Annotated in this window: 27 protein-coding genes; 16 read left to right on the top strand and 11 right to left on the bottom strand. The window is 33.7% G+C overall.

What is annotated here, in order from left to right; all coding sequences use genetic code 11:
• Positions 1–97: 97 nt before the first annotated feature.
• Both FN795_RS05540 and FN795_RS05545 read left to right on the top strand, forming a co-directional pair.
• Positions 98–709 carry a hypothetical protein gene (locus tag FN795_RS05540; protein WP_142449734.1) on the top strand — a complete coding sequence of 204 codons (612 nt, stop codon included), beginning with the start codon at positions 98–100 and terminating at the stop codon, positions 707–709.
• Complete coding sequence (locus FN795_RS05545) at positions 706–1,422, top strand: DUF3307 domain-containing protein (RefSeq protein WP_142449735.1); 717 nt, start codon at positions 706–708, stop codon at positions 1,420–1,422. Before FN795_RS05540 ends, FN795_RS05545 begins: the two co-directional genes overlap by 4 nt.
• Here FN795_RS05545 and FN795_RS05550 read toward each other — a convergent pair.
• On the bottom strand, positions 1,408–2,442 hold the full coding sequence (locus FN795_RS05550; RefSeq protein WP_142449736.1) for a quinone-dependent dihydroorotate dehydrogenase: 1,035 nt from the start codon (positions 2,440–2,442) through the stop codon (positions 1,408–1,410). The two genes, FN795_RS05545 and FN795_RS05550, sit on opposite strands and share 15 nt — an antisense overlap.
• Positions 2,443–2,820: 378 nt before the next feature.
• Here FN795_RS05550 and FN795_RS05555 point away from each other — a divergent pair, with 378 nt between their 5' ends.
• The 7 genes from FN795_RS05555 to FN795_RS05585 all read left to right on the top strand — a co-directional run bounded on the left by FN795_RS05555 (position 2,821) and on the right by FN795_RS05585 (position 11,447).
• Complete coding sequence (locus FN795_RS05555) at positions 2,821–5,193, top strand: arylsulfatase (protein ID WP_142449737.1); 2,373 nt, start codon at positions 2,821–2,823, stop codon at positions 5,191–5,193.
• A 108-nt stretch (positions 5,194–5,301) separates the two neighbouring features.
• The gene (locus FN795_RS05560; protein WP_142449738.1) at positions 5,302–5,898 is read left to right on the top strand and encodes a hypothetical protein; all 597 of its coding nucleotides are present in this window, start codon (positions 5,302–5,304) and stop codon (positions 5,896–5,898) included.
• An 18-nt stretch (positions 5,899–5,916) separates the two neighbouring features.
• Positions 5,917–7,149 (top strand): OprO/OprP family phosphate-selective porin, encoded by a 1,233-nt coding sequence (locus FN795_RS05565; RefSeq protein ID WP_142449739.1) that lies wholly within the window; start codon positions 5,917–5,919, stop codon positions 7,147–7,149.
• 86 nt (positions 7,150–7,235) lie between these two features.
• Positions 7,236–8,219: a DUF6515 family protein gene (locus FN795_RS05570; protein ID WP_142449740.1), complete on the top strand. Its 984-nt coding sequence runs from the start codon at positions 7,236–7,238 to the stop codon at positions 8,217–8,219.
• Positions 8,220–8,323: 104 nt separating this feature from the next.
• Positions 8,324–9,463: a formylglycine-generating enzyme family protein gene (locus tag FN795_RS05575; RefSeq protein WP_142449741.1), complete on the top strand. Its 1,140-nt coding sequence runs from the start codon at positions 8,324–8,326 to the stop codon at positions 9,461–9,463.
• Between the two features lie 119 nt (positions 9,464–9,582).
• Positions 9,583–10,854 carry a peptidase T gene (gene pepT, locus FN795_RS05580; protein WP_142449742.1) on the top strand — a complete coding sequence of 424 codons (1,272 nt, stop codon included), beginning with the start codon at positions 9,583–9,585 and terminating at the stop codon, positions 10,852–10,854.
• Between the two features lie 5 nt (positions 10,855–10,859).
• Positions 10,860–11,447, top strand: a complete 588-nt coding sequence (locus FN795_RS05585) for a YdeI/OmpD-associated family protein (RefSeq protein WP_244289944.1) — start codon at positions 10,860–10,862, stop codon at positions 11,445–11,447.
• 172 nt (positions 11,448–11,619) lie between these two features.
• On the opposite strand, the gene yajC is transcribed toward FN795_RS05585, so the two are convergent.
• The 3 genes from yajC to FN795_RS05600 form a co-directional block, all read right to left on the bottom strand.
• Positions 11,620–11,895 (bottom strand): preprotein translocase subunit YajC, encoded by a 276-nt coding sequence (gene yajC / locus FN795_RS05590; protein WP_142449743.1) that lies wholly within the window; start codon positions 11,893–11,895, stop codon positions 11,620–11,622.
• A 71-nt stretch (positions 11,896–11,966) separates the two neighbouring features.
• Entirely contained in the window at positions 11,967–12,878 is a 912-nt protein-coding gene (gene nusB / locus FN795_RS05595) for a transcription antitermination factor NusB (RefSeq protein WP_142449744.1), read from the bottom strand.
• Positions 12,879–13,072: 194 nt separating this feature from the next.
• The gene (locus FN795_RS05600) at positions 13,073–14,179 is read right to left on the bottom strand and encodes a Glu/Leu/Phe/Val family dehydrogenase (RefSeq protein ID WP_142449745.1); all 1,107 of its coding nucleotides are present in this window, start codon (positions 14,177–14,179) and stop codon (positions 13,073–13,075) included.
• Positions 14,180–14,382: 203 nt separating this feature from the next.
• On the opposite strand from FN795_RS05600, the gene FN795_RS05605 reads away from it, so the two are divergent.
• The 5 genes from FN795_RS05605 to FN795_RS05625 all read left to right on the top strand — a co-directional run bounded on the left by FN795_RS05605 (position 14,383) and on the right by FN795_RS05625 (position 18,781).
• Positions 14,383–16,161, top strand: a complete 1,779-nt coding sequence (locus FN795_RS05605) for an ABC transporter ATP-binding protein (RefSeq protein ID WP_142449746.1) — start codon at positions 14,383–14,385, stop codon at positions 16,159–16,161.
• 69 nt (positions 16,162–16,230) lie between these two features.
• The gene (locus FN795_RS05610; protein WP_026728980.1) at positions 16,231–16,599 is read left to right on the top strand and encodes a PUR family DNA/RNA-binding protein; all 369 of its coding nucleotides are present in this window, start codon (positions 16,231–16,233) and stop codon (positions 16,597–16,599) included.
• Positions 16,600–16,764: 165 nt separating this feature from the next.
• Positions 16,765–17,595, top strand: a complete 831-nt coding sequence (locus FN795_RS05615) for an alpha/beta hydrolase (protein WP_142449747.1) — start codon at positions 16,765–16,767, stop codon at positions 17,593–17,595.
• A gap of 20 nt (positions 17,596–17,615) precedes the next feature.
• Entirely contained in the window at positions 17,616–18,164 is a 549-nt protein-coding gene (locus FN795_RS05620) for an RBBP9/YdeN family alpha/beta hydrolase (RefSeq protein WP_142449748.1), read from the top strand.
• Between the two features lie 95 nt (positions 18,165–18,259).
• Positions 18,260–18,781, top strand: a complete 522-nt coding sequence (locus FN795_RS05625) for a hypothetical protein (RefSeq protein ID WP_142449749.1) — start codon at positions 18,260–18,262, stop codon at positions 18,779–18,781.
• 46 nt (positions 18,782–18,827) lie between these two features.
• Here FN795_RS05625 and FN795_RS05630 read toward each other — a convergent pair whose 3' ends face one another.
• A complete protein-coding gene (locus FN795_RS05630; RefSeq protein WP_142449750.1) occupies positions 18,828–19,163 on the bottom strand; it encodes a tRNA-binding protein in 336 nt (111 codons plus the stop codon).
• Positions 19,164–19,294: 131 nt separating this feature from the next.
• Here FN795_RS05630 and FN795_RS05635 point away from each other — a divergent pair, with 131 nt between their 5' ends.
• Complete coding sequence (locus FN795_RS05635) at positions 19,295–20,188, top strand: alpha/beta fold hydrolase (RefSeq protein ID WP_142449751.1); 894 nt, start codon at positions 19,295–19,297, stop codon at positions 20,186–20,188.
• Between the two features lie 452 nt (positions 20,189–20,640).
• On the top strand, positions 20,641–21,036 hold the full coding sequence (locus tag FN795_RS05640; protein ID WP_142449752.1) for a GreA/GreB family elongation factor: 396 nt from the start codon (positions 20,641–20,643) through the stop codon (positions 21,034–21,036).
• 107 nt (positions 21,037–21,143) lie between these two features.
• Here the strand turns inward: FN795_RS05640 and FN795_RS05645 are convergent, their stop codons facing one another.
• From FN795_RS05645 to FN795_RS05670, 6 genes are all read right to left on the bottom strand, one after another.
• Positions 21,144–21,455: a cytochrome c gene (locus FN795_RS05645; protein WP_142449753.1), complete on the bottom strand. Its 312-nt coding sequence runs from the start codon at positions 21,453–21,455 to the stop codon at positions 21,144–21,146.
• 101 nt (positions 21,456–21,556) lie between these two features.
• Entirely contained in the window at positions 21,557–22,489 is a 933-nt protein-coding gene (locus tag FN795_RS05650) for a peptidylprolyl isomerase (protein ID WP_142449754.1), read from the bottom strand.
• Between the two features lie 48 nt (positions 22,490–22,537).
• Positions 22,538–23,680, bottom strand: a complete 1,143-nt coding sequence (locus FN795_RS05655; protein ID WP_244289945.1) for an MFS transporter — start codon at positions 23,678–23,680, stop codon at positions 22,538–22,540.
• Between the two features lie 134 nt (positions 23,681–23,814).
• The gene (locus tag FN795_RS05660; RefSeq protein ID WP_142449756.1) at positions 23,815–24,156 is read right to left on the bottom strand and encodes a cupin domain-containing protein; all 342 of its coding nucleotides are present in this window, start codon (positions 24,154–24,156) and stop codon (positions 23,815–23,817) included.
• Between the two features lie 10 nt (positions 24,157–24,166).
• On the bottom strand, positions 24,167–25,075 hold the full coding sequence (locus FN795_RS05665; protein ID WP_142449757.1) for an archaemetzincin family Zn-dependent metalloprotease: 909 nt from the start codon (positions 25,073–25,075) through the stop codon (positions 24,167–24,169).
• Between the two features lie 14 nt (positions 25,076–25,089).
• Entirely contained in the window at positions 25,090–25,962 is an 873-nt protein-coding gene (locus FN795_RS05670) for a sugar phosphate isomerase/epimerase family protein (protein ID WP_142449758.1), read from the bottom strand.
• Positions 25,963–26,010: the final 48 nt, after the last annotated feature.

Raw genomic sequence — 26,010 nt, forward strand, 5'->3', positions numbered from 1 at the left:
AAACGTAATAATTAAAAATATTACAAAAAAACGTAATAATAAATAATATTACTTATATTTGTAATAGAAAGTTTATGATTTTTAATTATATTTGGATATGACTAGTGTAATTACAGGCGATATTATAGGATCTAGACAACAAAAATCAAATCATTGGGTTGATGATTTAAAAAAAATCCTGAGTCCATTTGGTGCTACACCAAGTCAATGGGAAGTTTACAGAGGCGATGAATTTCAAATTGAAGTCAATAATCCTGAAGAAGCCTTGTTGACCGCAATTTTGATAAAAGCCCGTTTAAGAGCTATAAAATCTGATGCTCGTATGAGTATTGGTTTTGGCGATAAAACGCACAATGCGGTAAAAATTTCCGAAAGTAACGGAACTGCCTTTATTCACTCTGGAGAGCTTTTTGAAACTTTAAAAAAACAAAAAGTCACTTTAGCTATGCGAAGTGGTGATTCAGATTTGGATGAAAAAATGAATTTGATGTTACAGCTTGCCCTTACTTTTATGGATAGCTGGTTGGTGCAATCTGCTGAATTTGTTGCTTTGGCAATTGAAAATCCGAATTTATCTCAGGAAGAACTTGGACAAAAATTGGGCATCAATCAAGCCGCCGTGAGCCGAAGGCAAAAACGCGCCCAATTTGATTTAGTCATGAATTTAGATCGATATTTCAGAACTCAAATAAAACAACTTGCCCCATGATTTTATTCATAAAACTGCTTTTGGCACATTTATTAGGCGATTTTATCTGGCAACCTAATTCATGGGTCGCCGACAAAGAGATTAAAAAACATAAAAGCATTTACTTGTATGTTCATATACTTCTGCATGGAATTTTAGCCGCAATTTTAGCCGGAGAAATCAGTTTTATACCGTATGCCATTTTGATTGCCGTAACACACGGAATTATCGATTTGATCAAATTGAATTTTCAGAAAAACAAAACCAAACGCACTTGGTTTGTTATCGATCAAATTGCACATCTTTTGGTTTTAATTGCTGTTGTACTTCTTTATGAAAATAGAAATATCATTTATTTTTGGCAGAATAATGAATTTTGGATTTTACTGACTGGCTTTTTATTGGTAACTAAACCTGTTTCAATTTTCATTAAAAACATTATTTCAATCTGGAGTCCTGAAAGCCAAAACAGCCATCAGGATAATTCGCTTGCCAATGCAGGAAATTACATTGGCATATTGGAACGTCTCCTAATTGTTTGTTTTATCTTAACCAATCACTTTGAAGCAATTGGATTTTTATTGGCTGCGAAATCTATTTTTAGATTTGGAGATCTAAAAGAAGCCAAAGACAGAAAACTTACTGAATATGTAATGATTGGAACTTTAATCAGTTTCGGAATTGCAATTATTTCTGGGCTTGTTATTCAGGCGCTTCTTTTACAATTGCCCTAAAACTTTTTTGTTGATTGCTTTTATCAGCGCTGGACCTTCATAAATAAAACCAGTGTACAATTGCACTAAACTTGCTCCTGCATTTAGTTTTTCGATGGCATCATCTGCAGAATGAATTCCTCCTACTCCAATAATAGGGAATGCTTTATTGCTTTTTTCTGAAAGAAAACGAATTACTTCAGTAGAACGTTTTGTTAATGGTTTTCCAGATAAACCTCCCATTTCAGATTGATTTGCAGATTGTAATCCATCTCTTGAAATCGTAGTATTTGTTGCAATTACACCCGCAATTTGAGTCGTTTTTACAATATCAATAATATCTAGTAATTGCTCATCTGTAAGATCTGGAGCAATTTTTAAAAGAATTGGTTTTACTTTTTGAGTGCTTGTTTTTTGCTTTTCAACATTTCTGTCCTGCAGTGTTTGTAATAAAGCCGTCAAAGGCTCTTTATCTTGAAGCGCTCTTAAATTTGGCGTATTTGGAGAACTTACATTCACCACAAAATAATCAACATGATCAAACAATGCGTCAAAACAAATGATGTAATCATCGACAGCATTTTCGTTTGGAGTTACTTTGTTTTTTCCAATATTTCCTCCAATCAAAACCCCTGAATTCTTTTTCAAACGTTCTACAGCTTCAATAACACCGCCGTTATTAAATCCCATTCTGTTAATGATTGCCTGATCTTCTTTTAAGCGGAATAAACGTTTTTTAGGATTTCCTTCCTGACCAACCGGAGTCACTGTTCCAATTTCAATAAAACCAAAACCAAAGTCTCCAAGTTCTTTATACAGCTTGGCATCTTTATCAAAACCTGCCGCAAGTCCAACTGGATTTTTGAATTTAATTCCGAAAACTTCTCTTTCTAATCGAGAATCTTTTACTTCATAAATGGCTCTTATAATTGACGAAACTCCTGGGATTTTTGAAATAAATTTTACAAATGAAAAAGTAAAGTAATGCACTTCTTCAGGATCAAACCAAAAAAGTATCGGACGAATTATCAATTTATACATAAGAATTTTGTTGTGTTGTTTTCGGGTGCAAATTTAAATATTATAGTTTAAAAAGGTGCTTTTTTATAGAAAAACAAATTATGTGAGTATTAGAGAAACACTTCAATGAAATGAAAAAAGCCGTTTCAAAATCCCCGTTTTAACGTTGCAAATTATAAAATGAAACAACTTGAAGGCTTTTACTAAAACCGCTTCGGAATTTTATTACCTAATTTTGAGCTATTTAAGAAAATTTCACACATAATAGATCTTAATAAAATTTCAAAAAGTAATTATCTCAAAGTATTTTGTAACTAACATTTTAAAATTATGAAAACCAGCAAAATTACAATACTTAAAAAAAGCTTTTTCTTACTTATCCTATGCTTGTTCACAAGTATGATTTCGAAATTAGCTGCACAAGCAGATCCTCAGCAGGTTACTAAGGAAACTTTTCATGGAAAAATAGCTTTAGATGTGCGTGATTCAAAAGAAGATTGGGCACCTTATTCTCCCAAAAAAGCACCTGAAGGATCTCCAAATATCTTATTTATTTTATATGATGATACCGGACTTGCCGCCTGGTCGCCTTACGGTGGAGCCATAAATATGCCTACTATGCAAAGATTAGCCGATAACGGAATCACGTATTCACAATGGCACACAACAGCTTTATGTTCCCCAACAAGATCAACTTTATTGACAGGAAGAAATCACCACCTCAATGGTATGGCCGCAATTACTGAAGCTGCGGCAGGTTTTCCTGGCGGAAGCGGTAGACTGCCAAAACAAGCTGCAACCATTGGTCAAGTACTACAAGATAATGGATGGAGTACTTTCTGGATAGGAAAAGACCATAATGTTCCAGAGCAAGATGTAGCCGCAGGAGGCGATCGAAGCACTTGGCCACTTCAAATGGGCTTTGACCGTTACTATGGATTTCTTGGTGGTGAAACCAATCAGTGGTATCCTGATTTAACAGAAGACAACCATTTTGTTGAACCGCCTGCAACACCTGAAGAAGGCTATCATTTATCTAAAGATTTAGCAGACCATGCACTGGAATTTCTAAAAGATCAAAAAGCAACTAACCCATCTAAACCGTGGTACATGTGGTATTGTCCAGGCGCTAATCATGCACCTCATCAGGCACCAGAAGAATATATTGCAAAATATAAAGGAAAATTTGATGGAGGTTATGACGCTTACCGCAAATGGGTATTGCCACGTATGATTGCTAAAGGTATAATTCCTAAAGGTACAGAATATACAAATTTCAACCCACTTCCTCCAGGCGTTTCAAATCCTGGCGATGAAGTATTAGATTGGAATAAATTAAGTCCGGACGAAAAGAAATTATTCTCTAGACTAGCTGAAGTTTATGCAGGTTTCTCTGAATACACTGATGCTCAAGTTGGCCGTATAATCGATTATTTACAACAAACAGGCCAATTAGAAAATACCGTTGTTATTTACGCTGCTGATAACGGAGCTTCAGGAGAAGGTTCACCTTCAGGTTCTGTAAATGAGAATAAATTCTTCAATGGCTATCCAGATGAGTTAAAAGAAAATTTAAAATATATCGATAAATTAGGAAGCCCTGACACCTACGAACATTATCCTACCGGCTGGGCTGCAGCATTTTCAACACCTTTTAAAATGTTTAAAAGATACAGTGAATATGCAGGAGGAACTTGCGATCCGTTAGTAATTTCTTGGCCAAAAGGAATAAAAGCTAAAGGTGAAGTTCGAGATCAATTTCATCATTCAACAGATATAGTTCCTACAATACTTGATATTTGTGGCCTTGAAATGCCAAAAGTATATCGTGGTGTCCCTCAATATCCTTTATCAGGAGTTTCAATGCGCTATACATTTGACGCTGCACCTAATACAAAAACACAAAAACACATCCAATATTTTGCCATGTTAGGAAGTCGTGCCTTGTGGAAAGACGGTTGGAAAGCGGTTGCTTTACATGCTCCTTTAACCGGAAAAGGAAACTTTGATAAAGATGAATGGGAACTATATAATACTGACGTTGACCGCGCAGAAGTAAATAATTTAGCTAAAAAAAATCCAGATAAATTAAAAGAATTAATTAAAGATTGGAATGATGAAGCCGCTAAAAATCTTGTATTACCATTAGATGACCGCACTGCCGTTGAACAACTAGGCATTGAAAGACCATCTTCTGAAGCTCCTCGCGATCTTTACAAATATTATCCTGGAACTTCTGCAGTGCCAGAAGGAGTTGCAGTTAACGTTCGTGGACGTTCCTATAAAATTTTAGCCGATGTTGACATAAAAGATGCCAATGCTTCAGGAGTTCTTTTTGCACATGGTTCCCGTTTTGGAGGCCATACATTATTCATCAAAGACAAAAAGTTAAATTATGTCTACAATTTCTTAGGAATTGCTCCTGAACAAAAATTCACTTCAAACGTTGCTATTACGCCTGGAAAACATGTTCTTGGTATGGAATTTACTCGTGAAAAAGCTGGTCCAAATGGAGAATCTCTAGGAAAGATGAAACTTTATATCGACGGAAAAGAAGTGGCTTCTGGACCAATGCGCACGCAGTCTGGTAAATTTACGCTTGCTGGAGATGGACTTTGCGTTGGATTTGACAGTGGTGACTCTGTTAGTAAAGAATACAAGACACCTGGCACTTTTAAAGGTGGAGAAATTATCGGGGTGGGAATCAGTGTTGGAAAAGTTGAATATTCTGATTTAAATAACGAAGCAAAAAGAGCTCTAGGAAGAGATTAATTGACAAAACAGAAAAGAGGTATTTAATGACAGTAAAACTGACCAAAATACCTCTTTATCTTTATAATTCCGTACAAGTTTTATCTTAAAATAAATATTTCATTAATAATGAATCAGAATGTTTTACACAAAATTTATTTTAGAAAAATCTTTTTTTCAGCATTTTTAGTTGCTTTAATAAGCATTTTTTCAAACAAAATTATAGCTCAGGAAAATGAAGAAAAAGCTTTCAGCCCGCATCATCAAATAGGTGTTTCAATAAATCATGCTCATGTTTTTGAAGGTAGAGATGACGAAGGAAATCGGAAAGTCTTAAGTCTTCCGGCGTGGGGATTAGATTATACTTTTCAATTTCACGAAAAATGGGCAATTGGCCTTTATACCGATTTTATTATCGAAAAATTTAAAGTCGAAAAAAATCTCGAAAGCGGAGACGAAAAAGAAACCGTTGAAAGAAGTTACCCAATTGCACCCGCTTTAATGGGAATTTATAAACCTAATGAACACTGGAGTTTTCTTTTAGGTTTTGGAGGCGAATTTGCCAAAGAAGAAGATTATTTCTTGACCAGAGTCGGAGCTGAATATGGTTATGAACTTCCAAAAGACTGGGAATTTTTTGGAACTGTCAGTTATGATTTTAAATGGAATGCCTATGACAGCTGGGGAATTGGCTTAGGAATTGCAAAAAACTTTGGAGGAAAATAAATATTTTAAAAACCAATTATGCACATATATAAAACAAATAAAACTGTTTCGATTTCAAAAATTATTTTGACATCCTTATTGCTTTTAATTGGTTTAAACGGAATGGCGCAGCTCGAAAAAGAAAAAGACACTACTAAACTGATTAATGTAAGCTACGGAAGTAAAGGAATTGAATTAAGAACCCGAGACAATAAATTTCTTTTCCAATTACAAAGTAGGCTCCAATTCCGATTTTCTACTCCCAATGATACAGATCCTCTAACTTATGATGATTACAGTCAGGAAGCAAAAACAACTTTTAAAATCAACAGAGCCCGATTAAAAGTCGGAGGACACGCTTTTCATCCTTGGCTGAAATATTATTGGGAATACGAACTCAGCCAGTCTAATTTATTAGATTTTAGACTGATGGTTGAAAAATGGGAATGGCTTAGTTTTAAAGCCGGCCAATGGAAAGTAGAATATACAAGAGAACGTTTTATAAGCAGCGGTGAACAACAAACAGTTGACCGATCTTTAATAAACCGCCCTTTTACTGCTGACAGGCAAATGGGAGTCGAAATTTATGGGCATCTTAAAGGTGCCGGAATTGCCGATTTTAATTATTGGGCAGCCGCACTTACAGGAACTGGACGAGGAAATACAGCAAATGACGATGGAAATTTGATGTATTTTGGTCGTGCACAATGGAATTTCTTAGGAAGATTTCTTGATTTTGAAGGCAGTGATTTAGAATTTCACGAAAAGCCAACTCCAATTATTGCAATCTCAGGTTTAACAAACCGAAGCCCATATACCCGATTTTCACAATCAGGCGGAGGCTCTTTAGAAGGTTTTGAAAATGGTGCGCCAGGTCAATACCGAGTTAATCAATGGAATCTAGAAAGTGTTTTTATGTATCGAGGTTTTTCTTGGCAAAGCGAACTACACACAAAAGACATCATAGATAAATTAAATTTTGACAAGACTACCACATTAAGAGGCTATTATGTACAGGCAGGCTATTTCTTTAGCAATGCTTTTGAATGGTGGCCAAAAAAATTAGAAATGGCAGCCAGACATGCTGGATATCGTCCTGATGATTCAATCAAACAAAACTCACAGGAAGAAACAACTATTGCATTTAACTGGTTTTTTAATGGTCATAAAAACAAACTGACTTCAGAAGTTAGTTATTTCAGTTTTCAGGATAAAACATTGCCTTTAGAACAAGGCTGGAGGTTTAGAATTCAATGGGATATTTCATTATAACTGGCAAACTTGCTTAACTGAATTATAGTTAAATTTTAAAAGAGGAATCATTTTTTTAATAACTTTATGAAACTAAAACTCTGAAAATGAAAAATATAACCAAAACAATAAGAAAAACGGTTTGTATACTTTTCGTGGGATCACTTTTTATGATTTCAATGGATGGTTTTGCACAGCGTGGCCGAGGTGGTTTTCACGGAGCTGGTGGTGGCGGTGGACAGACAAGACAAGCTAGGCCTACCAGAGAAGCAAGACCCGCTGCACAATCTAGACCTGCTATGACAAATAGACCTACTCATACCACGCGCCCAGGAGCAAACAACGGAGGAACAAGAATTAACGGAGGAACTGCCAATAATTCAAATATCCGAAACAATAATGGCCATAATAGAAATTCCAATAATACAAACAGAATAAACAATTCTGGCAACAGAAACACCAACATAAGTGGCAATACCGTAAACCGTAATAGAAACAATGTTAATATTAACGTCAACAATAGTATTCATGTCCAAAACAACCGAAACACAGTAGTCAGACCAGGTCCGAGACCATATGTTCGTCCGCCTTATGTTTATGGAGGCTACAGATACAATTGCTATCATCCCTATTATCCACGTCCATATCATCCTTTTTATTGGGGACCAGTTTGGCATCCATGGGGCTTTTTTGTGGCAACACTTGCAACTACAGCTATAATTGTTTCGGTTGAAAACCAAAAATATCATTATGACCAGGGAGTTTGGTACAGTTCTACGAATGGTGGCTACACTGCTGTTCCTGCACCAGTCGGAGGCACTGTTAATAATATCCCTAGCGGAGCAGAAACTGTAAATACAGGAACTGTAAACAATTACTATTACGGAGGAACTTACTATGAAAAAGATGGTGGCAAGTACACAGTAGTTGCACCAACTGCCGGAACAATTGTAGACAATTTACCTGAAGGTGGCGAAGAAGTTACTATTGGTGATGCTAAATATGTGAAATTTGGAGAAACATATTATCAGCCCGTAAAAGTTGATGGCAAAGATAAATATGAAGTTGTTTCGGTTGAAAAAGAAAGTTAAAAACAAAATAGTCTATAAATTCTATAAAATAAATAGACTATTATAATGTTATTTTTATAATTTTATCACCCAATTAACAACCACTATATATTAAAACTATTATAATGAAAAATAAAACCTATTGGATATTTGCACTGCTGACCATTTCAATTATTTCAATTGCTTATGGATACACCAAATTAACTGTTCCAAAAGAAGAAAAACCAACAGCAATGGATTGTGCAGAAACTCCAAGCACTACAGAAGCATCTGCCTTTAAACCAACTATTGAAAACAAAGACAAACCAGCTGGAAAAGCCCCAAAAGGAATGGTCTGGATTCCGGGTGGAGAATTTTCTATGGGATCAAATGTTGAAGATGAAAGTTTATGCAGCATAAAAGGTGTCACAAAAGATGCCGCTCCAATTCATCGTGTTTATGTTGACGGATATTACATGGACCAAACCGAAGTGACCAATGAAGAATATGAAAAATTTGTAAAAGCAACCGGATATGTAACAGTTGCTGAACAAAAACCCACTAAAGAAGAATTCCCGACTGCCAATGAAGAAGATTTAGTAACAGGATCAGTGATCTTTACTCCTACTCCTGCGGCCGTTAATTTAAACAACTTCCTGCAATGGTGGCGTTATGAACCAGGCACAGATTGGAAACATCCTGACGGCCCGCAAAGCACAATTAAAGGAAAAGAAAAATACCCTGTCGTACACATTGCATATGAAGATGCAGCCGCTTACGCAAAATGGGCGGGAAAAAGACTTCCAACTGAAGCCGAATGGGAATTTGCTGCCAGAGGCGGAAAAACAGGAAATCTTTATGCATGGGGAAATTCATTAAAACCAAATGGAAAATTTCAGGCTAATATTTATCAAGGTCATTTTCCGATTAAAGATGGTGATACTGGCGAAGATGGCTTTAAAGGAATCGCCCCGACCGGACAATATGCGCCAAATACTTACGGTTTATATGATATGGCTGGAAATGTTTGGGAATGGGTAAACGACTGGTACAGCGTTGACTATTATAAAACTTTGGCAGAAAACGGAGAAGTGGCAAAAAATCCGCAGGGACCTAGTGCTTATAATGATCCAAATGATCCTACTCAAATAAAAAAGGTACACCGTGGAGGCTCTTTCTTATGTACAGATCAATATTGCACAAGATATATGGTTGGAACCCGTGGAAAAGGTGAAGTTCGATCTGCAGCGAATCATCTTGGTTTTAGATGTGTTAAAAGCAAATAATTAAAATATTCGAAAAGAGATTTATAAATTTATAAATCTCTTTTTTTATAGCTAATTGCGAATAAAATTTTAAAATCATACCATTGAAAAATTTCTATATTTGCTAAAAAAACAAAAAAATGCAACATATCATAGATCGTTTTATCAGTTATGTAACAATTGATACTGAATCAGATCCAAATTCTCATACAACACCAAGTACAGAAAAACAGTGGAATCTTGCCAATAAATTAGTGGAAGAGTTAAAAGCAATTGGCTTACAAGATGTTACAATTAACGATAAAGCCTATATCATGGCTACTTTACCTAGTAATGTTGAACATGAAGTTCCAACAATTGGTTTTGTTTCTCATTTTGATACTTCGCCAGATTTTAGCGGAGCAAATGTTAAACCTCAAATTATTGAGAATTACGACGGAAAAGATATTGTTTTGAATGCCGAAAAAAATATCATTTTATCTCCAAATTATTTCAAAGATTTACTTCAATACAAAGGCCAAACTATCATTACAACTGACGGAACAACTTTGTTAGGCGCAGATGATAAAGCCGGAATTACAGAAATCGTTTCGGCAATGGAATATCTTATTCAACATCCGGAAATCAAACACGGAAAAATAAGAATTGGATTTACCCCTGATGAAGAAATTGGTCGTGGTGCACATTATTTTGATGTTGAAAAATTTGGTGCCCAATGGGCCTACACAATGGATGGAAGCCAAATTGGAGAATTAGAATACGAAAATTTCAATGCTGCCGGAGCTAAAATTACCTTCAAAGGAAAAAGCGTTCACCCAGGATATGCAAAAGGAAAAATGATCAACTCTATGCTTTTGGCTAATGATTTCATCAATGAACTTCCGAAAGGAGAAACACCTCAGGAAACGAAAGGTTACGAAGGTTTTTTCCATGTGCATCACATCAAAGGAAACATTGAAGAAACTGTTTTAGAATTGATTATTCGTGATCACAACAAAAAGAAATTCGAGAAAAGAAAAGAACTTATTTTTAAGATCGCGAAAAGCTTCAATAAAAAATATGCTAAAAAATTCGGTGAAGATATTGTTGTTGCTCAAGTAAAAGATCAATATTACAATATGAAAGAAAAGGTTTTACCTGTAAAACATATTGTTGATATTGCCGAAAAAGCAATGCGCGAATTAAACATCAAACCAATCATCAAACCAATTCGTGGCGGAACTGACGGATCGCAATTATCCTTTATGGGATTACCTTGTCCGAATATCTTTGCTGGCGGGCACAATTTCCATGGAAAATACGAATATGTTCCTGCAGAAAGCATTCAGAAAGCAACAGAAGTAATTGTGAAAATTGCAGAGTTGACTGCTATTCCGGGAATTTTTGATGCAACAGAAAAATCTAAAAAATAAAATAATTGGAAGCCAAATCTGAAAATAAAGGCATGTGGAAATATGGCAGTCAATGGGAAGAAGAATTACTCCTACTTAAAGCCATTATCGATAAAACTGAACTGACAGAAACCATAAAATGGGGTGGTACTGTTTATGTTTACGACAAAAAAAACGTTGTTGGAATTGGCGGATTTAAAGATTATTTTGCTTTATGGTTTTTTAATGGCGTTTTCTTAAAAGATGAGAAAAAGAAATTAATTAACGCTCAAGAAGAAGTCACAAAGTCATTGCGACAATGGCGTTTTGCTTCTAAAGATGAAATCAACGAAAAAGTGATTTTAGAATACATTAAAGAAGCAATTGAAAACGAGAAACAAGGAAAAGTCATTAAACCTTCTAAAAAAGAAGCCATCGTATCTGAGCTTTTAAATAAGGAAATGACTCAGAATCCAGCTTTAAAGGAAGCTTTTGAAAAATTCTCTCCTTATAAACAATATGAGTTTTTAGAATATATTGAAACCGCAAAACAGGAAAAAACTAAAATTTCGCGAATAGAAAAAGTACTTCCGATGATTTTAGCAAATGTTGGGCTGAATGATAAATACAGGTAAATTATCTGAAAATTCGAATATTTAAAATCCAAATTTCAAAACTATACGAGACTAAACCTTTGTCAAAGTTTAAAACTTTGACAAAGGTTTTCGCTTTTTTGTTGTTCAACAAAAAATCCCAAACTTCATTAAGAAATTTGGGATTTTTAAATTGAAAATTCTAAAAAAAAAATTAAGCTTTTTTATTCAAAGTAGCACTCAATTCTAAAGAAATAGCTGAACGCTCTAATTTTAATTTTCCAGACATTGTTTCGATTACAACTGTAGTTTCTGCAAGCTCAACAACTTTACCGTGAAAACCACTTTTTGTAATTATTTTATCACCTACTTTTAGGTTGCTTTCAAATTCTTTTTCATTTTTAGCTCTTTTTTGTTGTGGTCTAATCATGAAGAAATAGATTACCACGAACATTAAAAGAAAAGGTGCAAATTGACTTAATTGTCCCATAGTTGTTTTTGATTTATATTAATGTTTTCTTATTGTAATTCGTCTTTTCTAAAATTGGAATTTTTCTAAAATTACATCAAACCTCTTCCTACTTTCACCATTTTTTTATTGGCTTCAAGTTCTTTCACAAGATTATCTAAAATTCCGTTGATAAAAATACTGCTTTTTGGTGTAGAATACTCTTTTGCAATTTCTAAATATTCGTTAAGAGTTACTTTCACTGGAATTGATGGGAATTTCAAAAATTCACAAATTGCCATTTTCAAGATAATAGTATCAATTTCTGCAATACGCTCACTATCCCAGTTTGGTGTTTTATCGTCGTATTCTTTCGCAAGAACTGCTTCATTTAAAACTGTACGTCTGAATAAATCCTTTGCAAAATCCTTATCTTCAACATCTTTGTACAATTTCGGAACTCTAAAAGCATCTGGATCTTCCGTTTTGATCGCTTTTAATTGTTTGATGATATGCGTATTTACAACTGGAATATCATCAACCCAAGTCAATTTATCATCCTCTAAATACTCATATAATTTCTCATTCGGAACAATTACATTTTCGAACAAATCAATAATAAATTGTCTGTCTTCTTCAAACGTATTAACGTTGTTGCTCATGTATTTTTTATAGATATCACTTGCTTTGATATCATTTAAAAGCAAAATGATATAATCATCGTTTAAAGACCAATTGTTGATTTTACGAGTTTCTAAAGCAATACTAAGAGAGTTGCTTTCGGCAAGAAGTTGAAAAATTTTGTTTTTAACAAACTTTTCATTTGGGTTACGTTCTGCTGCAGTTGCGAGGTGTTTTTTGCTTGATAAATGCAGGAATACTGATTCTTTTTTGCAAATTTCAATTAATGAAGAAAGCATTATAAGATATAAGTCCTGAATATTATCTATGCTGTAAAAAAGAAATTTTTCTTCTTTTTCCATATTATCAGAACCGCTTTGATGCATTGCATAAATGGATTGCATTACTTTAACGCGTATGTGTCTTCTGTTTACCACCTTGTAAGAACTTTTAAAAATTAGTCTGCAAAATTAAGAATTTCAATTCTTATAATAAAATTAAATCGACAAAAAAAGTCTCAGTTTTCAGTCACAATTTTAAGATTTATCTAAAAATTGTGGCCGAGACTGAGACTCTTCAACAATAAACTTTATTTTTATTATTTTTTAGCGTTTTCAATTTTTCTCGCATCAATACGATTTTGAGCAATTGTAAGCGCTGCTTTATGAGTAGTAATATTATTTTTAGCTGCAAAATCAATGATTTCCAGAGTTGTATTGTAAATATTCTCTGTTTTGCTCATAATCTCAGCTTTTCCGTAGTTTGCTAATTCAGCATAAACATTGATAATTCCACCAGCGTTGATCAAGAAATCTGGAGCGTATAAAATTCCTCTTTCCTGTAATCTTGCTCCGTGAACATTTTCATCAGCTAATTGATTGTTTGCAGCACCAGCGATAACTTTAGCTTTAATTTTATCTACTGTATTATCATTAATGGTTGCTCCCATTGCACAAGGTGCATAGATATCAACATCTGCAGTATACAAATCTTCTCCTGTATAAATTGTTGCGTTGTATTTTGAAGCTACTTGATATAATTTTTCTTCGTTGATATCAGTAATTGTGACCTGTGCTCCTTCTTTAGTCAAATATTCAACTAGAGTTTCACCAACGTGTCCAATTCCCTGAACCAGAACTTTTTTGCCATCTAAAACATCAGAACCAAATTGGCTTTTTGCAGCTGCTTTCATTCCTAAGTAAACTCCGTAAGCTGTAACAGGCGAAGGATTTCCTGATCCGCCTCTTTCTTCAGAAATTCCAGTTACATAAGGTGTAACATCTCTTACAGTGTCCATGTCTTTAGTTTCCATTCCAACATCTTCAGCCGTAATATATCTTCCGCTTAAAGAGTGAACAAATTCTCCAAACTTGCGCATCAACTCAGGTGTTTTCTGTGTTTTAGCATCTCCAATAATAACCGCTTTACCTCCACCAATATTCAATCCGGTAATTGCAGATTTATAAGTCATTCCTCTTGAAAGACGTAAAACATCATTTAAAGCTTCCCATTCTGTGTTGTAATTCCACATTCTGGTGCCTCCTAAAGCTGGTCCCATAACCGAATTATGAATACCAATAATTGCTTTTAAACCTGTATCTTTGTCATTGCAAAATACAATTTGTTCGTGATCATCAAAAGATAATTGACCAAAAACAGGATCCATTTTTTGAAGTTCCTTTCCAGTTGTGAAAGTTGCATCCATAGCGCTAGTATTAATTAGTTAAAATTATGAATTTGTCAAAAAGACTTCTCAAACATAATTAAAAAATACACATGTGCTAATTTTTTATCTTTAAAATAACAATTTTACAATATAATTGTTTTGATTAAATCGTAATTTATTATAATTTTAATTAATAATAATTCATAATATTAAATCAATTCAATATCACATTTCTTAAAAAAATGAAAGAATTAAGCTATTTAAACAAATATTTCATCAAGTATAAATTCAGTTTCTCTTTTGGAATTTTAATCACAATAATCGCACAAATATTCTTTTTATTCACCCCGAAACTGGTCAGCCACTCTTTTGATGTGATTGAGCGCTTTCTAAAACTCTCTGAAGCAGATCAAAAATCCTCAATAATAAGAGATTTTTACAGACAAGATTTGATTCATAACGTACTGTTAATCATTGGAAGTGCGATTGTAGCTGGATTCCTGACCTTTTTAATGCGTCAAACATTGATTGTAATGTCACGTCATATTGAGTTTGATTTGAAAAATGAGGTTTTCAAACAATATGAAACGCTTTCTCAAAATTTCTACAAACAAAATCGTACCGGAGATTTAATGAACCGAATTTCTGAAGATGTTTCAAAAGTGCGTATGTATGTTGGTCCGGCGGTTATGTATACTATTAATACGTTCATCCGTTTTGCGATCGTTATCATATATATGTATAATGTATCGCCTTTGTTGACTTTATATACAATTTTGCCATTGCCAATTTTGTCCTATTGTATTTTCAAACTGAGTTCAGAAATCAATAAACGAAGCACAACATTTCAGCAATATTTATCTAAAGTTTCTAGTTTTACGCAAGAAATTTTCTCGGGAATCCGAGTTATAAAAGCCTATTCATTAGAAAATCAGCATCAAAATAACATGATTGATCTTGCTGATGAAAGTAAACGAAAAAGTTTGGATTTAGCCAAAGTACAATCACTTTTTGGACCTTTGATGATTGCTTTGATCGGGATCAGTAATTTGGTTGTGATTTATTTTGGAGGCGTTATGTACATCAACGGAACAATTCCAAATATTGGTACTATTGCCGAATTTATTTTATATGTCAACATGCTTACCTGGCCAGTTGCCTCTTTGGGCTGGGTTTCTTCAATGGTTCAGGAAGCCGAAGCTTCTCAAAAACGTTTGAATGAATTTTTGAAAATCGAGCCAGAAATCAAAAACAACAATCCGAATTCATCAGAAATTCAGGGTTCTATTGCTTTCGAAAATGTAAGTTACACTTATGAAGATACTAATATCGAGGCTTTAAAAAATGTAAGTTTTTCGGTTAAAAACGGAGAAACATTAGCTATTTTAGGAAAAACAGGTTCGGGAAAATCGACCATTCTTTCTTTAATTTCTCGTTTGTACGATGTTACCAATGGAAGAATAACAATTGATGGAAATGAAATCAGTACTTTGAATTTAAATGATTTGAGAAACAATATCGGAATTGTACCTCAAGACGCCTTTCTATTTTCGGATACCATTAAAAACAACATCAAATTTGGTAATCAAAACGCTACAGATGAAGAAGTTATCGAGGCAGCAAAAAATGCCGTAGTTCATGATAATATTGCAGCATTTAACAAACAATACGACACTATTTTAGGGGAACGAGGCATAACACTTTCGGGCGGACAAAAACAACGCGTATCAATTGCACGTGCCATAATCAAAGATCCGGCAATTTTACTTTTTGACGATTGCCTATCTGCGGTGGATACAGAAACCGAAGAAACAATCTTAAATAATTTGTTTGAAATTTGTAAAAATAAAACTACAATTATTGTAAGTCACCGAGTTTCATCGGCCAAAAATGCCGATAAAATTATCATTTTAGAGGATGGTAAAATTATTCAACAAGGCTCTCATAATCAATTAATAAATCAGGAAGGTTATTATTCATCGTTATATTTAAAACAACTTTCGGAAAAAGAATTACTTTAATTGTTGTGTAATAGATAATTTTTTATGATTTTTGAGTACTATTAATTCCAAAAAATGATAGAACGTATTATGAGAGAAAATGACATGTTAGAAAAAGAAGAGATTTTTTCTAAAGTATTACGAGCAGGAAGAAGAACTTATTTCTTTGATGTGAGAGCTACAAAAGCTGACGATTACTACATCACGATTACCGAAAGTAAAAAATTCACTGAAGAAGATGGTTCTTTTCATTTTAAAAAACACAAAATTTACTTGTACAAAGAAGATTTTAGTGCATTTGCTGAAATACTAGAAGAAATGACTTCATACGTCTTGAACCACAAAGGCGAAGAAGTAATCTCTGAAAGACACCAAAAAGATTTTAAAAAAGAATACAGTTCTGATAAAGCTGAAACACAAAGATCTAGCTTTACCGATATTGATTTTGACGATATTTAGTCTCCAGATAACTTTTTAAAAAAGTACGAGTCCAATTTGTATAGCATTTTGGACTTTTTTTATATATTTATTTGTGAGATGTGAAATGCTAAATGTGAGATGCATGATTCACATACCTTTCATAAATTACATTTTACTTTTAACATTTTACTTTTTAACCAAAAAATGAAAAAATTACTTTTCCTTCTAAGCTTTATTATTTTTAGTGTTTCTGCTTTTGCACAAAAACTGGAATATGAAACAAAATCAAACATTCAATATTACAATGCTACAGTAAACAAATCGGATAGCTACATTAACGAAAGATGTGTTTTAGATATTTATTATCCAAAAAACAGCAAGAATTTTGCAACAATTGTGTGGTTTCACGGCGGCGGATTGACCGGCGGAAATAAAGAAATTCCTGAAGCATTAAAAAATAAAGGTTTTGCTATTATTGGTGTTAATTACAGGCTTTCGCCGAAAGTAAAAGCAGAAAAAGCTATTGAAGATGCTGCAGCTGCTGTAGCATGGGCTTTTAATAATATTTCAAATTATGGTGGCGATTCTTCTCAGATTTTTGTCTCAGGGCATTCAGCTGGAGGTTACTTAGGAATGATGATCGGTTTGGATAAAAAATGGCTTCAAAAAGAAGGAATTGACGCCAATAAAATTGCAGGATTAATTCCGTTTAGCGGGCAATGCATTACGCATTTTGAAATTAGGAGAGAAAATGGAATTCCAGATACAACACCTACAATTGATGCTTATGCACCACTTTTTTATGTTCGCGCTGATGCGCCGCCATTATTATTAATTACAGGCGACCGTGAATTAGAAATGTTAGGCCGATATGAAGAAAACGCATATATGGCACGCATGATGAAACTAAAAGGCCATAAACAAACCAAACTTTATGAGTTAGACGGTTACGGACACGGAATGACGGAACCTGGTTTTCCGCTTCTTGTTAATGAAGTAAACCGAATTTTAAAAGAGAAACAAACCAAAAAATAAACAAAATAAAATCCACGGCAATGGAGACACAACTATTAATTTTACCGGGACTTGGAGATTCTGGAGAGAAACACTGGCAAACATTTTGGCACGAAAAATTCAAAAATTCAATTCGTTTGGTTCAAGACAATTGGGACGAACCAGTTCGCGAAGATTGGATTGCACGTTTGAATGAAGAAACTTCAAAACTAGAAAATCCAACAATTTTAGTTGCGCATAGTCTTGCCGTTTCTTTGGTATTGCATTGGGCAGAAAATAATTCGAATAAAAATATAATCGGTGCTTTATTGGTAGCGCCTGCCGATGTTGATTCACCGGAACATACGCCAGATATTATTAGAAATTTTTCGCCAATGCCAATTTATAAACTACCATTTCCGTCAATTGTAGTTGCCAGTGAAAATGATCCTTATGCTTCTTTCGAAAGAAAAAAATATTTTGCGGAAAAATGGGGGAGTGATTTTGTAAACGTTGGACAACAAGGCCACATTAACTCTGATTCGGATTTAAGATATTGGGAAGAAGGGCAAGTGATTTTGCAAAAGTTAATTGAGAAAATTAATATCTAATTCCTTTCAACACATAAAAACATAGATTTAAAACTTAAAAAAGAAAACAAAAAATAAACTCGTTTCTTCACACATACTTATTTTAAAAAAGCTCAATGAATAAAATCGAAGGAATACAAGACAATAGCGATTATGAAGATTATTGGGACTTCATAAATTATCGAATTGATAACAATTGGTTAGACGAAAAGCTTGACGAACTTTATCCGAACAAGATGTTTAAAGGGCTTATTCCGACACTTGTATATTGGATGGAACATGAAGAAGAAAAAGAAGTAGTTTGGAAGCGAATATTACCAAACGAAAATGAAACAACAATTTGCCCAATTTTGATGTGCCCTGACGACAATGACTTTTCCTGCACACTAATTGTCGCAGAAATCAAGAACTGCGGAGACTTAATACAATGGAATCGAATTGGTATTGACAAAACAAAAGAATCGGGTGCCGAAAAAATTGGCTCTAAAGTTGAATGGCTTGACAAACTTCAAGAATTCAATTTTTCAAAACAGGATTATTTAGTAATGCTAGAAATTTTCACACAGCAACTAGCAGTTGACAAGCTTAAAATTGAAGAACATTTAAAAGAGTGGAACGATAAAAAAACAAAAACCTAACATGTGTTTTGTATTAGGTATTTTCCATGTATTTAATTAGAAAAAATTACCCAATCCTAAGTCCATTTGGTATTTTAAAATCAGGAGCTAATAAAATAACATCTCCCTCCTCGCCTACAGCCCCAAGAACCAGACATTCGCTCATAAATTTCCCAATTTGTTTTTTAGGAAAATTTACTACTGCCACAATTTGACGATTTACCAAATCTTCTTTTTTATAACGTTTTGTAATTTGTGCCGATGATTTTCGAATTCCAATTTCGGAACCAAAATCTATTGTTAATTGAAAAGCCGGCTTTCTTGCTTCAGGAAAATCATTTACCTCAACAATGGTTCCAACACGCATATCGGTTCTTTCAAATTCATTCCAGGTTAAATCCATTTTATCTTTTATCTAGTTTATTTACAAACCTATAATTTTGTAATGAATTGCACTAATTCTATAATTAGTTTTTCTTCTATCCATTTAATTTTAACTATTCATTTTTTTTACTAATATTTAAAATTTACAAAATGGAAAATAGTGTAATAGCACCTGGGATTTCTCTTAAAGATTTTGATTACGAGGTTAATAAATCAAATAGCGATAAATATATTGAAACTGCAAAAAATGTAAAACTTTATGTAAAAGATTACGGAAAAGGAAAACCCGTAATTTTGATTCATGGTTGGCCGCTTTCAAACGAAATGTGGGAGTATCAAATCGAATTTCTGGTTCAGAATAATTATAGGGTAATTGCTTATGATCGTCGTGGTTTTGGTAAATCATCTCAGCCTTGGGAGGGTTACGATTATGATACTTTGACTGATGATTTAAGCGAAATTATTGAACAATTGCAGTTAGAAGATTTAACTCTGGTAGGCTTTTCTATGGGAGGCGGAGAAGTTGTACGTTATTTTAGCCGATATCAGGGAAAAGGTGTTATTAAAGCGGTTCTAATTTCGTCTATTATTCCATTTTTAGCAAAAACAGAAGACAATCCTGAGGGTCGTCCGAAAGAAAAAAGCGAAGCAACTGCAGCTTCAATAAAAGAAGACAGAATTGGTTTTCTGGATAATTTTAGCAAAATCTTTTTTGGTGTAAACATCATCAATAAACCTTTGAGCACGCCTTTGTTAGAATATTATAGAAATTTATGTTCAGTAGCTTCGCCAAGAGCAACTTTGCAATGTGGAGAATCTTTAAATACAACCGATTTTAGAGATGAACTTCACACGATTAAAGTTCCAACTTTAATAATTCATGGAACCGATGATAAAAATGTTCCTATTGAAATCAGTTCAGAAAAAACAGCAAAAGCAATCGAAAACAATACTTTCATTACCTATGAAGGAGCGCCACACGGCTTATTTTATACTGAAAAAGACAGATTGAATAAAGACTTACTTGAATTTCTGAATTCATAAAAATAATTTTTACCACTCCCGATAGTTATCTGGAGTGGTAAAAAAACTATTGCTACAATATTAAATGAAAACAAACATTTAAAAAAGTTTCTTATCTTTGTAAAACAAGCAATAAATACTCATTGTGAGCACTATACTATTATTTACAGTTTCGGTTTCCCTGTTTTCTTCTACAAGAAAACCGCTTTCTGCTGTATTTATTTCACATAGTAAGGCCTTTATTAATTAGGCCTCCGTCTATTTCATTTCTTCTTTCAGGCGGAGGATTTACATCATTTTAAAACATTTATTTTATTTGGCAAAAGCAATTTTGGTCAGATATTTTTTTGTTTTCCCACATTTAAAGCATTTCAAAAATTTGACCTCAAGCAAGGTTATGAAAAAACGCAATCTTTAATTTATAAAAGAAGAAAAATCATTCAAAAAAAATAAAACAATAAATTCAAACAGATATGAAACCAACACCCACTTTTAGTAAATCAGAATATAACTTTTTAAGAGAATTAATTTTAAAAAGCAAAAACGCAACAAATACTAAAGAAGCAAATCAGCTATCGCAGGAATTAGATCGCGCTATCATTAGTAAAGAAAGTGATTTAGATCCAACGGTTATCAGAATCAATTCTTTTGTAACAATTGAAGATGTTAAAGCTCAAAAACAAATGAAAATACAAATTGTTTTACCGTCGTCTGCCGATTTGAAACAATCTAAAATTTCGATTCTTGCGCCTTTGAGTGTTGCTATTATTGGTTTTAAAGAAAATGATCAGGTTGACTGGGAATTGCCTGTCGGAATCAAAACTTTAAAAATTATTGCCGTTGACAATTCAGAAGTACATACTTCATAATTTTTTGAACACCTCATTTTTATGAAGGTGTTTTTTTATATCTGTCTGAAAACAAAAAAACTATTCAATTCTGAATAGTTTTTTTGTTTTTGTTTAACCGCAAATTATTACAATTGCGAGTGAATATAATTTGTTATCGAAGCCATATTAGTATCATCTAATTTTGCTTTTTTCTGCATGCGAACCAAAATTGGCTGCCATTCTTCTTTTGTAAATTTCGTTGGCTCATACAACTTGTGGCATTTTGCACAGCTGTTTTCATATAAGCTTTTCCCTGCAGCAAGTTCAGGAGTCAATTCCTTTGCTTTTGCAGTTTCTGTAACTGCTGGCGCAGCTGGAGGAGTTGCAGGCGCTTTTTTTGTACCACATGAAGCAGCAAATAATGCTATAGCGGCTAAAGTTAAAATTTTTGATTTCATCGCTCTTGGTTTTGTTTTATTTTAAGTAAATATAAAAAAATCCCATATACCGTGGCATATGGGATTCTTATTTAAAACAATACTAAATTGCTTTGAAATTCTTATTTAACGTCCATTAATTCAACATCAAAAACCAAAGTTGCGTTTGGTGGAATTACTCCTCCTGCACCTGATGGTCCGTATGCTAAATCAGATGGAATTACAAAACGAGCTTTGTCTCCAACTTGCAATAAAGCGATACCTTCGTCCCATCCTTCGATAACTTGCCCAATTCCTAATTTGAATTCGATTGGTTTTTTTCTTGGGTAAGAAGAATCAAAAACTTTTCCGTTTTCTAAAGAACCTTCGTAGTGAACAGAAACTGTTTTTCCTGCTTCAGCTCTTTTTCCTTCACCTTTTTGAATCATTTTATAACGTAAACCGCTTTCAGTTCTATCAAAACCAGCAGCTAATTGTTCCATTTTTGCTTCAGATTCTGCTTTTAAAGCTGCTTCTCTTTTCATACGAGCACCTTTCAAAGAAATAAAAGCTTCAATCGCGTTCCATTTTTCAGCTTCTTCACCAACTCTGATAATCTCTAAAGTTTCAAGAGCATCACCTTGAGCTACAGCATCAACAACATCTTGTCCTTCAACCACATGTCCAAAAACAGTGTGTTTACCGTCTAACCAAGGAGTTGGAACGTGTGTAATGAAAAATTGAGAACCGTTAGTTCCAGGGCCTGAGTTTGCCATAGACAAAACTCCTGGACGATCGTGTTTTAAACTTGGAATGAATTCATCATCAAATTTATATCCAGGATCTCCAGTTCCAGTTCCTTTAGGACATCCTCCCTGAATCATGAAATCAGCAATTACTCTGTGAAAGTTCAATCCATCATAGAATTTTTGTCCTTGAGGTTTCACTTTATTTTCCATATTTCCTTCTGCAAGAGCAACAAAGTTTCCTACAGTTCCTGGTGTCAAATCGTGTGTCAATTTTACTAAAATCGAACCTTTGCTAGTATTGAATTTAGCGTATATTCCGTTTTCCATTGTTGTATTTTTTTTTATTCGAATGCAAATTTACAAATTAATTACATATCAATTTGTCTTTCTATTTTTAGATTTATAAGTAAGTCCGTAAACTGTAAATGCCAATGCTGATAAGCCAATGCATCCAATAGCAACTGCATGCCATCCGCCCAACTTCCAAAGCATTAATCCATATGCAGATCCAGCGGCGGTTCCTAAAAAGCTAAACGACATAAAAACTGTATTTAGTCTGTTTCTGGCTTCTGGCAATAAGGAATAGACTCTGGTTTGATTTGAAATATGAACACCCTGAATTCCAATGTCAATAAACACAATTCCAATCGCAATTCCGATTACGCTTTCTATCGAAAAATAAAAAATCAAAAAGCTTATTAAAATCAATAGACAGCCATAACCAACTGCAATTCTCGAATTTCCTTTATCTCCAATTTTACCAACCAAAGGTGCTGCCAAAGCTCCAGAAGCACCAACAATTCCGAACAAACCAATTGTTGCACTGTTAAAATGAAACGGCTCACCCGAAAGCAGCAAAACCATAGTTGTCCAAAAAGCACCAAATTGAGCAAAACTGAAAACATTGATTGCTGTGGCTTCACGCAAAACTGGCTGTGTTTTTATAAGTGTAAATAAGGACTGGATCAATTGCCCATAAGTTCCTTGAAACTGTGGTTTATTAACTGGGAATTTATTTTGAATCACAAAAAAGATCAAAAGACAAATTCCTGCTGCAATATAAAACATCGATCTCCAGCCTAAAACCTGGCCAATAAGTCCGCTTAAAGTTCTGGAAAGCAAAATTCCAACCAATAAGCCACTCATGATTGTTCCAATAACTTTTCCGCGCTGTTCTGGTGTACTTAATGACGCTGCCAAAGGCAAAATAAGTTGTGGCACAATCGATGTGATTCCGATTAGTAAAGAAGCGATTTGTAAAATCAGAAAACTTTTGGCTGTTGCAGCAATCAAAAGTGCGATTACTGAGGCAAAAGTGGTTATTAAAATTTGTTTTTTACGTTCTAATTTGTCACCAAGAGGCACCATAAAAAAGAGACCAATTGCGTAACCTGCCTGCGTAAGATACGTTATTGTTCCTGCGCTGGCTTCGGGAATTTTAAATTCGTTGGCAATTAAAACAATCAAAGGCTGGCAGTAATAAAGATTTGCAACTATAAGACTAGTGCAAACTGCCATAAACAGTACATTCGTTTTCGATAAATTCATGATGCAAAAATACCAATCTAATCTTTAGCAAAACTTTAAAAAATTTATAAATTTTTCAAATTCAAGTTAAGATCAGGATATTTTTGCACCAATTTCATTGAATTTTAAGCTTTTAAAAAATCTTCACGAACCGGACTAAAAACATCCGTAAGCATTCCGGTTTCAAGGCAAACAACACCGTGAACAGCGTGAGGCGGAATATAAAAACTATCGCCTTCTTTTAAAGTCTGAGTTACGCCACTGATTGTTACATCAAATTTTCCGCTTGCGATATAAGTAACCTGCGAATGATAATGATCGTGTAAAACACCAATTCCACCTTTTTCAAAATGAACATTTACAAGCATAATTCGGTCATCAAAAGCCAAAATTTTACGTTTAATTCCTTCTCCGACTACTTCCCATTCTATTTCGTCTCCTTTTATAAATTCTTTGCTGGTTGTCATTTTATTTTATTTATTTTTTAATTTTTTCAATATCTTTTTTCATTAATTCTAATCCTTCTGCCAAGTTATTTTCTTTAAAATACTTTACTAATTCTTTCAGCCTTTTTATATTATCATATTTAAACCCCGAATTTAGTTTTCTTTGGCAAAGCGAACACAATCTAAGTGAATGTTCATCTGTCTCAGACAAACTATTGGTACCATTCATCACGCAATCGGCCTCAATACAATGATGCAGGCCAAACATATGTCCAATTTCATGAGAACAGATTTTAAGCAATCGCTCTAAACATAAACTAAAATCTGCTCCTTCCATTTTTTTATCATACAGTCTATGAATTGAACTTACTGCAATTTTATCTCTATAAGATGCAAGTCCAAAAACATAATTCCATTCTGGTTTTGGATACAAATCCTTTTCCGTTATCGCCATTAATGCGATTCCTTTTTCATGTTTTTCTTTCTTTAAAACGCTGTCTAAAATATATCCGGCCAAAAATTGTTCTTGACCAAGCTCACCACTTCTTCTAACATTTTTTGGAATAATATCATTTGAAACCTCTTTCAAAACTTTGGTTTTCAATTGAAAAAATATTTCTAAATATTGACGAACCAATTCAATTTGTTTTACTTGCAATGCGTCGAATTTCCCGATTGGCTGCAAATAAATTATATCTTCCTCCTTTGTTGGCACAACATGTTTTGTATTCATAAATTGCTCAAAACTCTGTCCTTTTTCTGGATGAGAATACAGCCAATCTCCAAAAACTGGTGTACGAAGTTTTACATCATTAACTTTAATTTCTGCAAAATATGGATTTGGAGGCAAATTTAATTCCGGGTTTACCTGTGAATTTTCTTTTTTATTTGATTGACATGAACAAAGAATTGCAACTATCAGAAAAAGAAGTTTCTTCATAAATTATCAATGAATTAAATTAGATTTTTTGAAATGAAATCACAGCTTGTTTTTATGGATTCAAAAGAATTTGGCACATAATTATTTTCCTGTTCAACAAAAAAATGAAGCATTCCAGATTGTTTTGCTTCTTTGAATAAAGGTTTAAAATCAATTAATCCTGAACCAATTTCAGTATTCAATGCCTGATTTACTTTATCCATATCTTTTACATGCCACATTTTAAAACGGCCTGGATTTTCTTTAAACAACTTTAAAGAATCGTTTCCAGATCGTGCGACCCAATATAAATCCAATTCAAAATAAACTAAGTCTTTATCGGTTTCCTTAAGCAAGATTTCATAACCTGTAACGCCGTCATGTTTCTGAAATTCAAAATCGTGATTATGATACGCTAATTTCAGACCTGCTTTTTTACACATTTTGGCGGCTTCATTTAAACGTGCAGCTATTATTTTATAATTTTCAATGCTTTTTCTAAAATGCTCATCGACCCACGGAATAGTCAAAAATTCATTTTTTAAGACTTTTGCGGCTTCAATTGCCGCGATAAGTTCAGCGGTATTTCCATCATATAAAAAGCTTCCTAAATTATAATGTCCGCTCAATGCTTTTAAATTATTATCGTCCAAAATCTTCTTCAATTCCTTCGGTGATAATCCCCAAAACTGATCTTTTATAGAAAAACCGTACGTTTCAACGATTGTATAGCCCGCTTTTGCGACTTTCTCTAAAGTTGATTTTACATCCTTAGGCAGTTCATCACGCAACGTATATAACTGTAATCCAATTTCTTTTTTATTCATAGTAAAAGCTAATGATGGCGCAGCTAAAACTGCAGCAGCAGCCAAGCTTGTGTTTATAATAAAGTTCCTTCTTGTTGTCATTTTTTATTTGAAAAAGTCTAAAAGTAAAACTAGTCTTTTTATTTGAAC

Origin of the sequence: Flavobacterium resistens (genome assembly GCF_900182645.1) — a bacterium.
Lineage (GTDB): Bacteria > Bacteroidota > Bacteroidia > Flavobacteriales > Flavobacteriaceae > Flavobacterium > Flavobacterium resistens.

Excerpts from the sequence above, each read along its gene's own strand:
- FN795_RS05540 (WP_142449734.1), top strand. The coding sequence starts at position 98 with ATGACTAGTGTAATTACAGGCGATATTATAGGATCTAGACAACAAAAA.
- FN795_RS05545 (WP_142449735.1), top strand. The coding sequence starts at position 706 with ATGATTTTATTCATAAAACTGCTTTTGGCACATTTATTAGGCGATTTT.
- FN795_RS05550 (WP_142449736.1), bottom strand. The coding sequence starts at position 2,442 with ATGTATAAATTGATAATTCGTCCGATACTTTTTTGGTTTGATCCTGAA.
- FN795_RS05555 (WP_142449737.1), top strand. The coding sequence starts at position 2,821 with ATGATTTCGAAATTAGCTGCACAAGCAGATCCTCAGCAGGTTACTAAG.
- FN795_RS05560 (WP_142449738.1), top strand. The coding sequence starts at position 5,302 with ATGAATCAGAATGTTTTACACAAAATTTATTTTAGAAAAATCTTTTTT.
- FN795_RS05565 (WP_142449739.1), top strand. The coding sequence starts at position 5,917 with ATGCACATATATAAAACAAATAAAACTGTTTCGATTTCAAAAATTATT.
- FN795_RS05570 (WP_142449740.1), top strand. The coding sequence starts at position 7,236 with ATGAAAAATATAACCAAAACAATAAGAAAAACGGTTTGTATACTTTTC.
- FN795_RS05575 (WP_142449741.1), top strand. The coding sequence starts at position 8,324 with ATGAAAAATAAAACCTATTGGATATTTGCACTGCTGACCATTTCAATT.
- pepT (WP_142449742.1), top strand. The coding sequence starts at position 9,583 with ATGCAACATATCATAGATCGTTTTATCAGTTATGTAACAATTGATACT.
- yajC (WP_142449743.1), bottom strand. The coding sequence starts at position 11,895 with ATGGGACAATTAAGTCAATTTGCACCTTTTCTTTTAATGTTCGTGGTA.
- nusB (WP_142449744.1), bottom strand. The coding sequence starts at position 12,878 with ATGCAATCCATTTATGCAATGCATCAAAGCGGTTCTGATAATATGGAA.
- FN795_RS05600 (WP_142449745.1), bottom strand. The coding sequence starts at position 14,179 with ATGGATGCAACTTTCACAACTGGAAAGGAACTTCAAAAAATGGATCCT.
- FN795_RS05605 (WP_142449746.1), top strand. The coding sequence starts at position 14,383 with ATGAAAGAATTAAGCTATTTAAACAAATATTTCATCAAGTATAAATTC.
- FN795_RS05610 (WP_026728980.1), top strand. The coding sequence starts at position 16,231 with ATGAGAGAAAATGACATGTTAGAAAAAGAAGAGATTTTTTCTAAAGTA.
- FN795_RS05615 (WP_142449747.1), top strand. The coding sequence starts at position 16,765 with ATGAAAAAATTACTTTTCCTTCTAAGCTTTATTATTTTTAGTGTTTCT.
- FN795_RS05620 (WP_142449748.1), top strand. The coding sequence starts at position 17,616 with ATGGAGACACAACTATTAATTTTACCGGGACTTGGAGATTCTGGAGAG.
- FN795_RS05625 (WP_142449749.1), top strand. The coding sequence starts at position 18,260 with ATGAATAAAATCGAAGGAATACAAGACAATAGCGATTATGAAGATTAT.
- FN795_RS05630 (WP_142449750.1), bottom strand. The coding sequence starts at position 19,163 with ATGGATTTAACCTGGAATGAATTTGAAAGAACCGATATGCGTGTTGGA.
- FN795_RS05635 (WP_142449751.1), top strand. The coding sequence starts at position 19,295 with ATGGAAAATAGTGTAATAGCACCTGGGATTTCTCTTAAAGATTTTGAT.
- FN795_RS05640 (WP_142449752.1), top strand. The coding sequence starts at position 20,641 with ATGAAACCAACACCCACTTTTAGTAAATCAGAATATAACTTTTTAAGA.
- FN795_RS05645 (WP_142449753.1), bottom strand. The coding sequence starts at position 21,455 with ATGAAATCAAAAATTTTAACTTTAGCCGCTATAGCATTATTTGCTGCT.
- FN795_RS05650 (WP_142449754.1), bottom strand. The coding sequence starts at position 22,489 with ATGGAAAACGGAATATACGCTAAATTCAATACTAGCAAAGGTTCGATT.
- FN795_RS05655 (WP_244289945.1), bottom strand. The coding sequence starts at position 23,680 with ATGGCAGTTTGCACTAGTCTTATAGTTGCAAATCTTTATTACTGCCAG.
- FN795_RS05660 (WP_142449756.1), bottom strand. The coding sequence starts at position 24,156 with ATGACAACCAGCAAAGAATTTATAAAAGGAGACGAAATAGAATGGGAA.
- FN795_RS05665 (WP_142449757.1), bottom strand. The coding sequence starts at position 25,075 with ATGAAGAAACTTCTTTTTCTGATAGTTGCAATTCTTTGTTCATGTCAA.
- FN795_RS05670 (WP_142449758.1), bottom strand. The coding sequence starts at position 25,962 with ATGACAACAAGAAGGAACTTTATTATAAACACAAGCTTGGCTGCTGCT.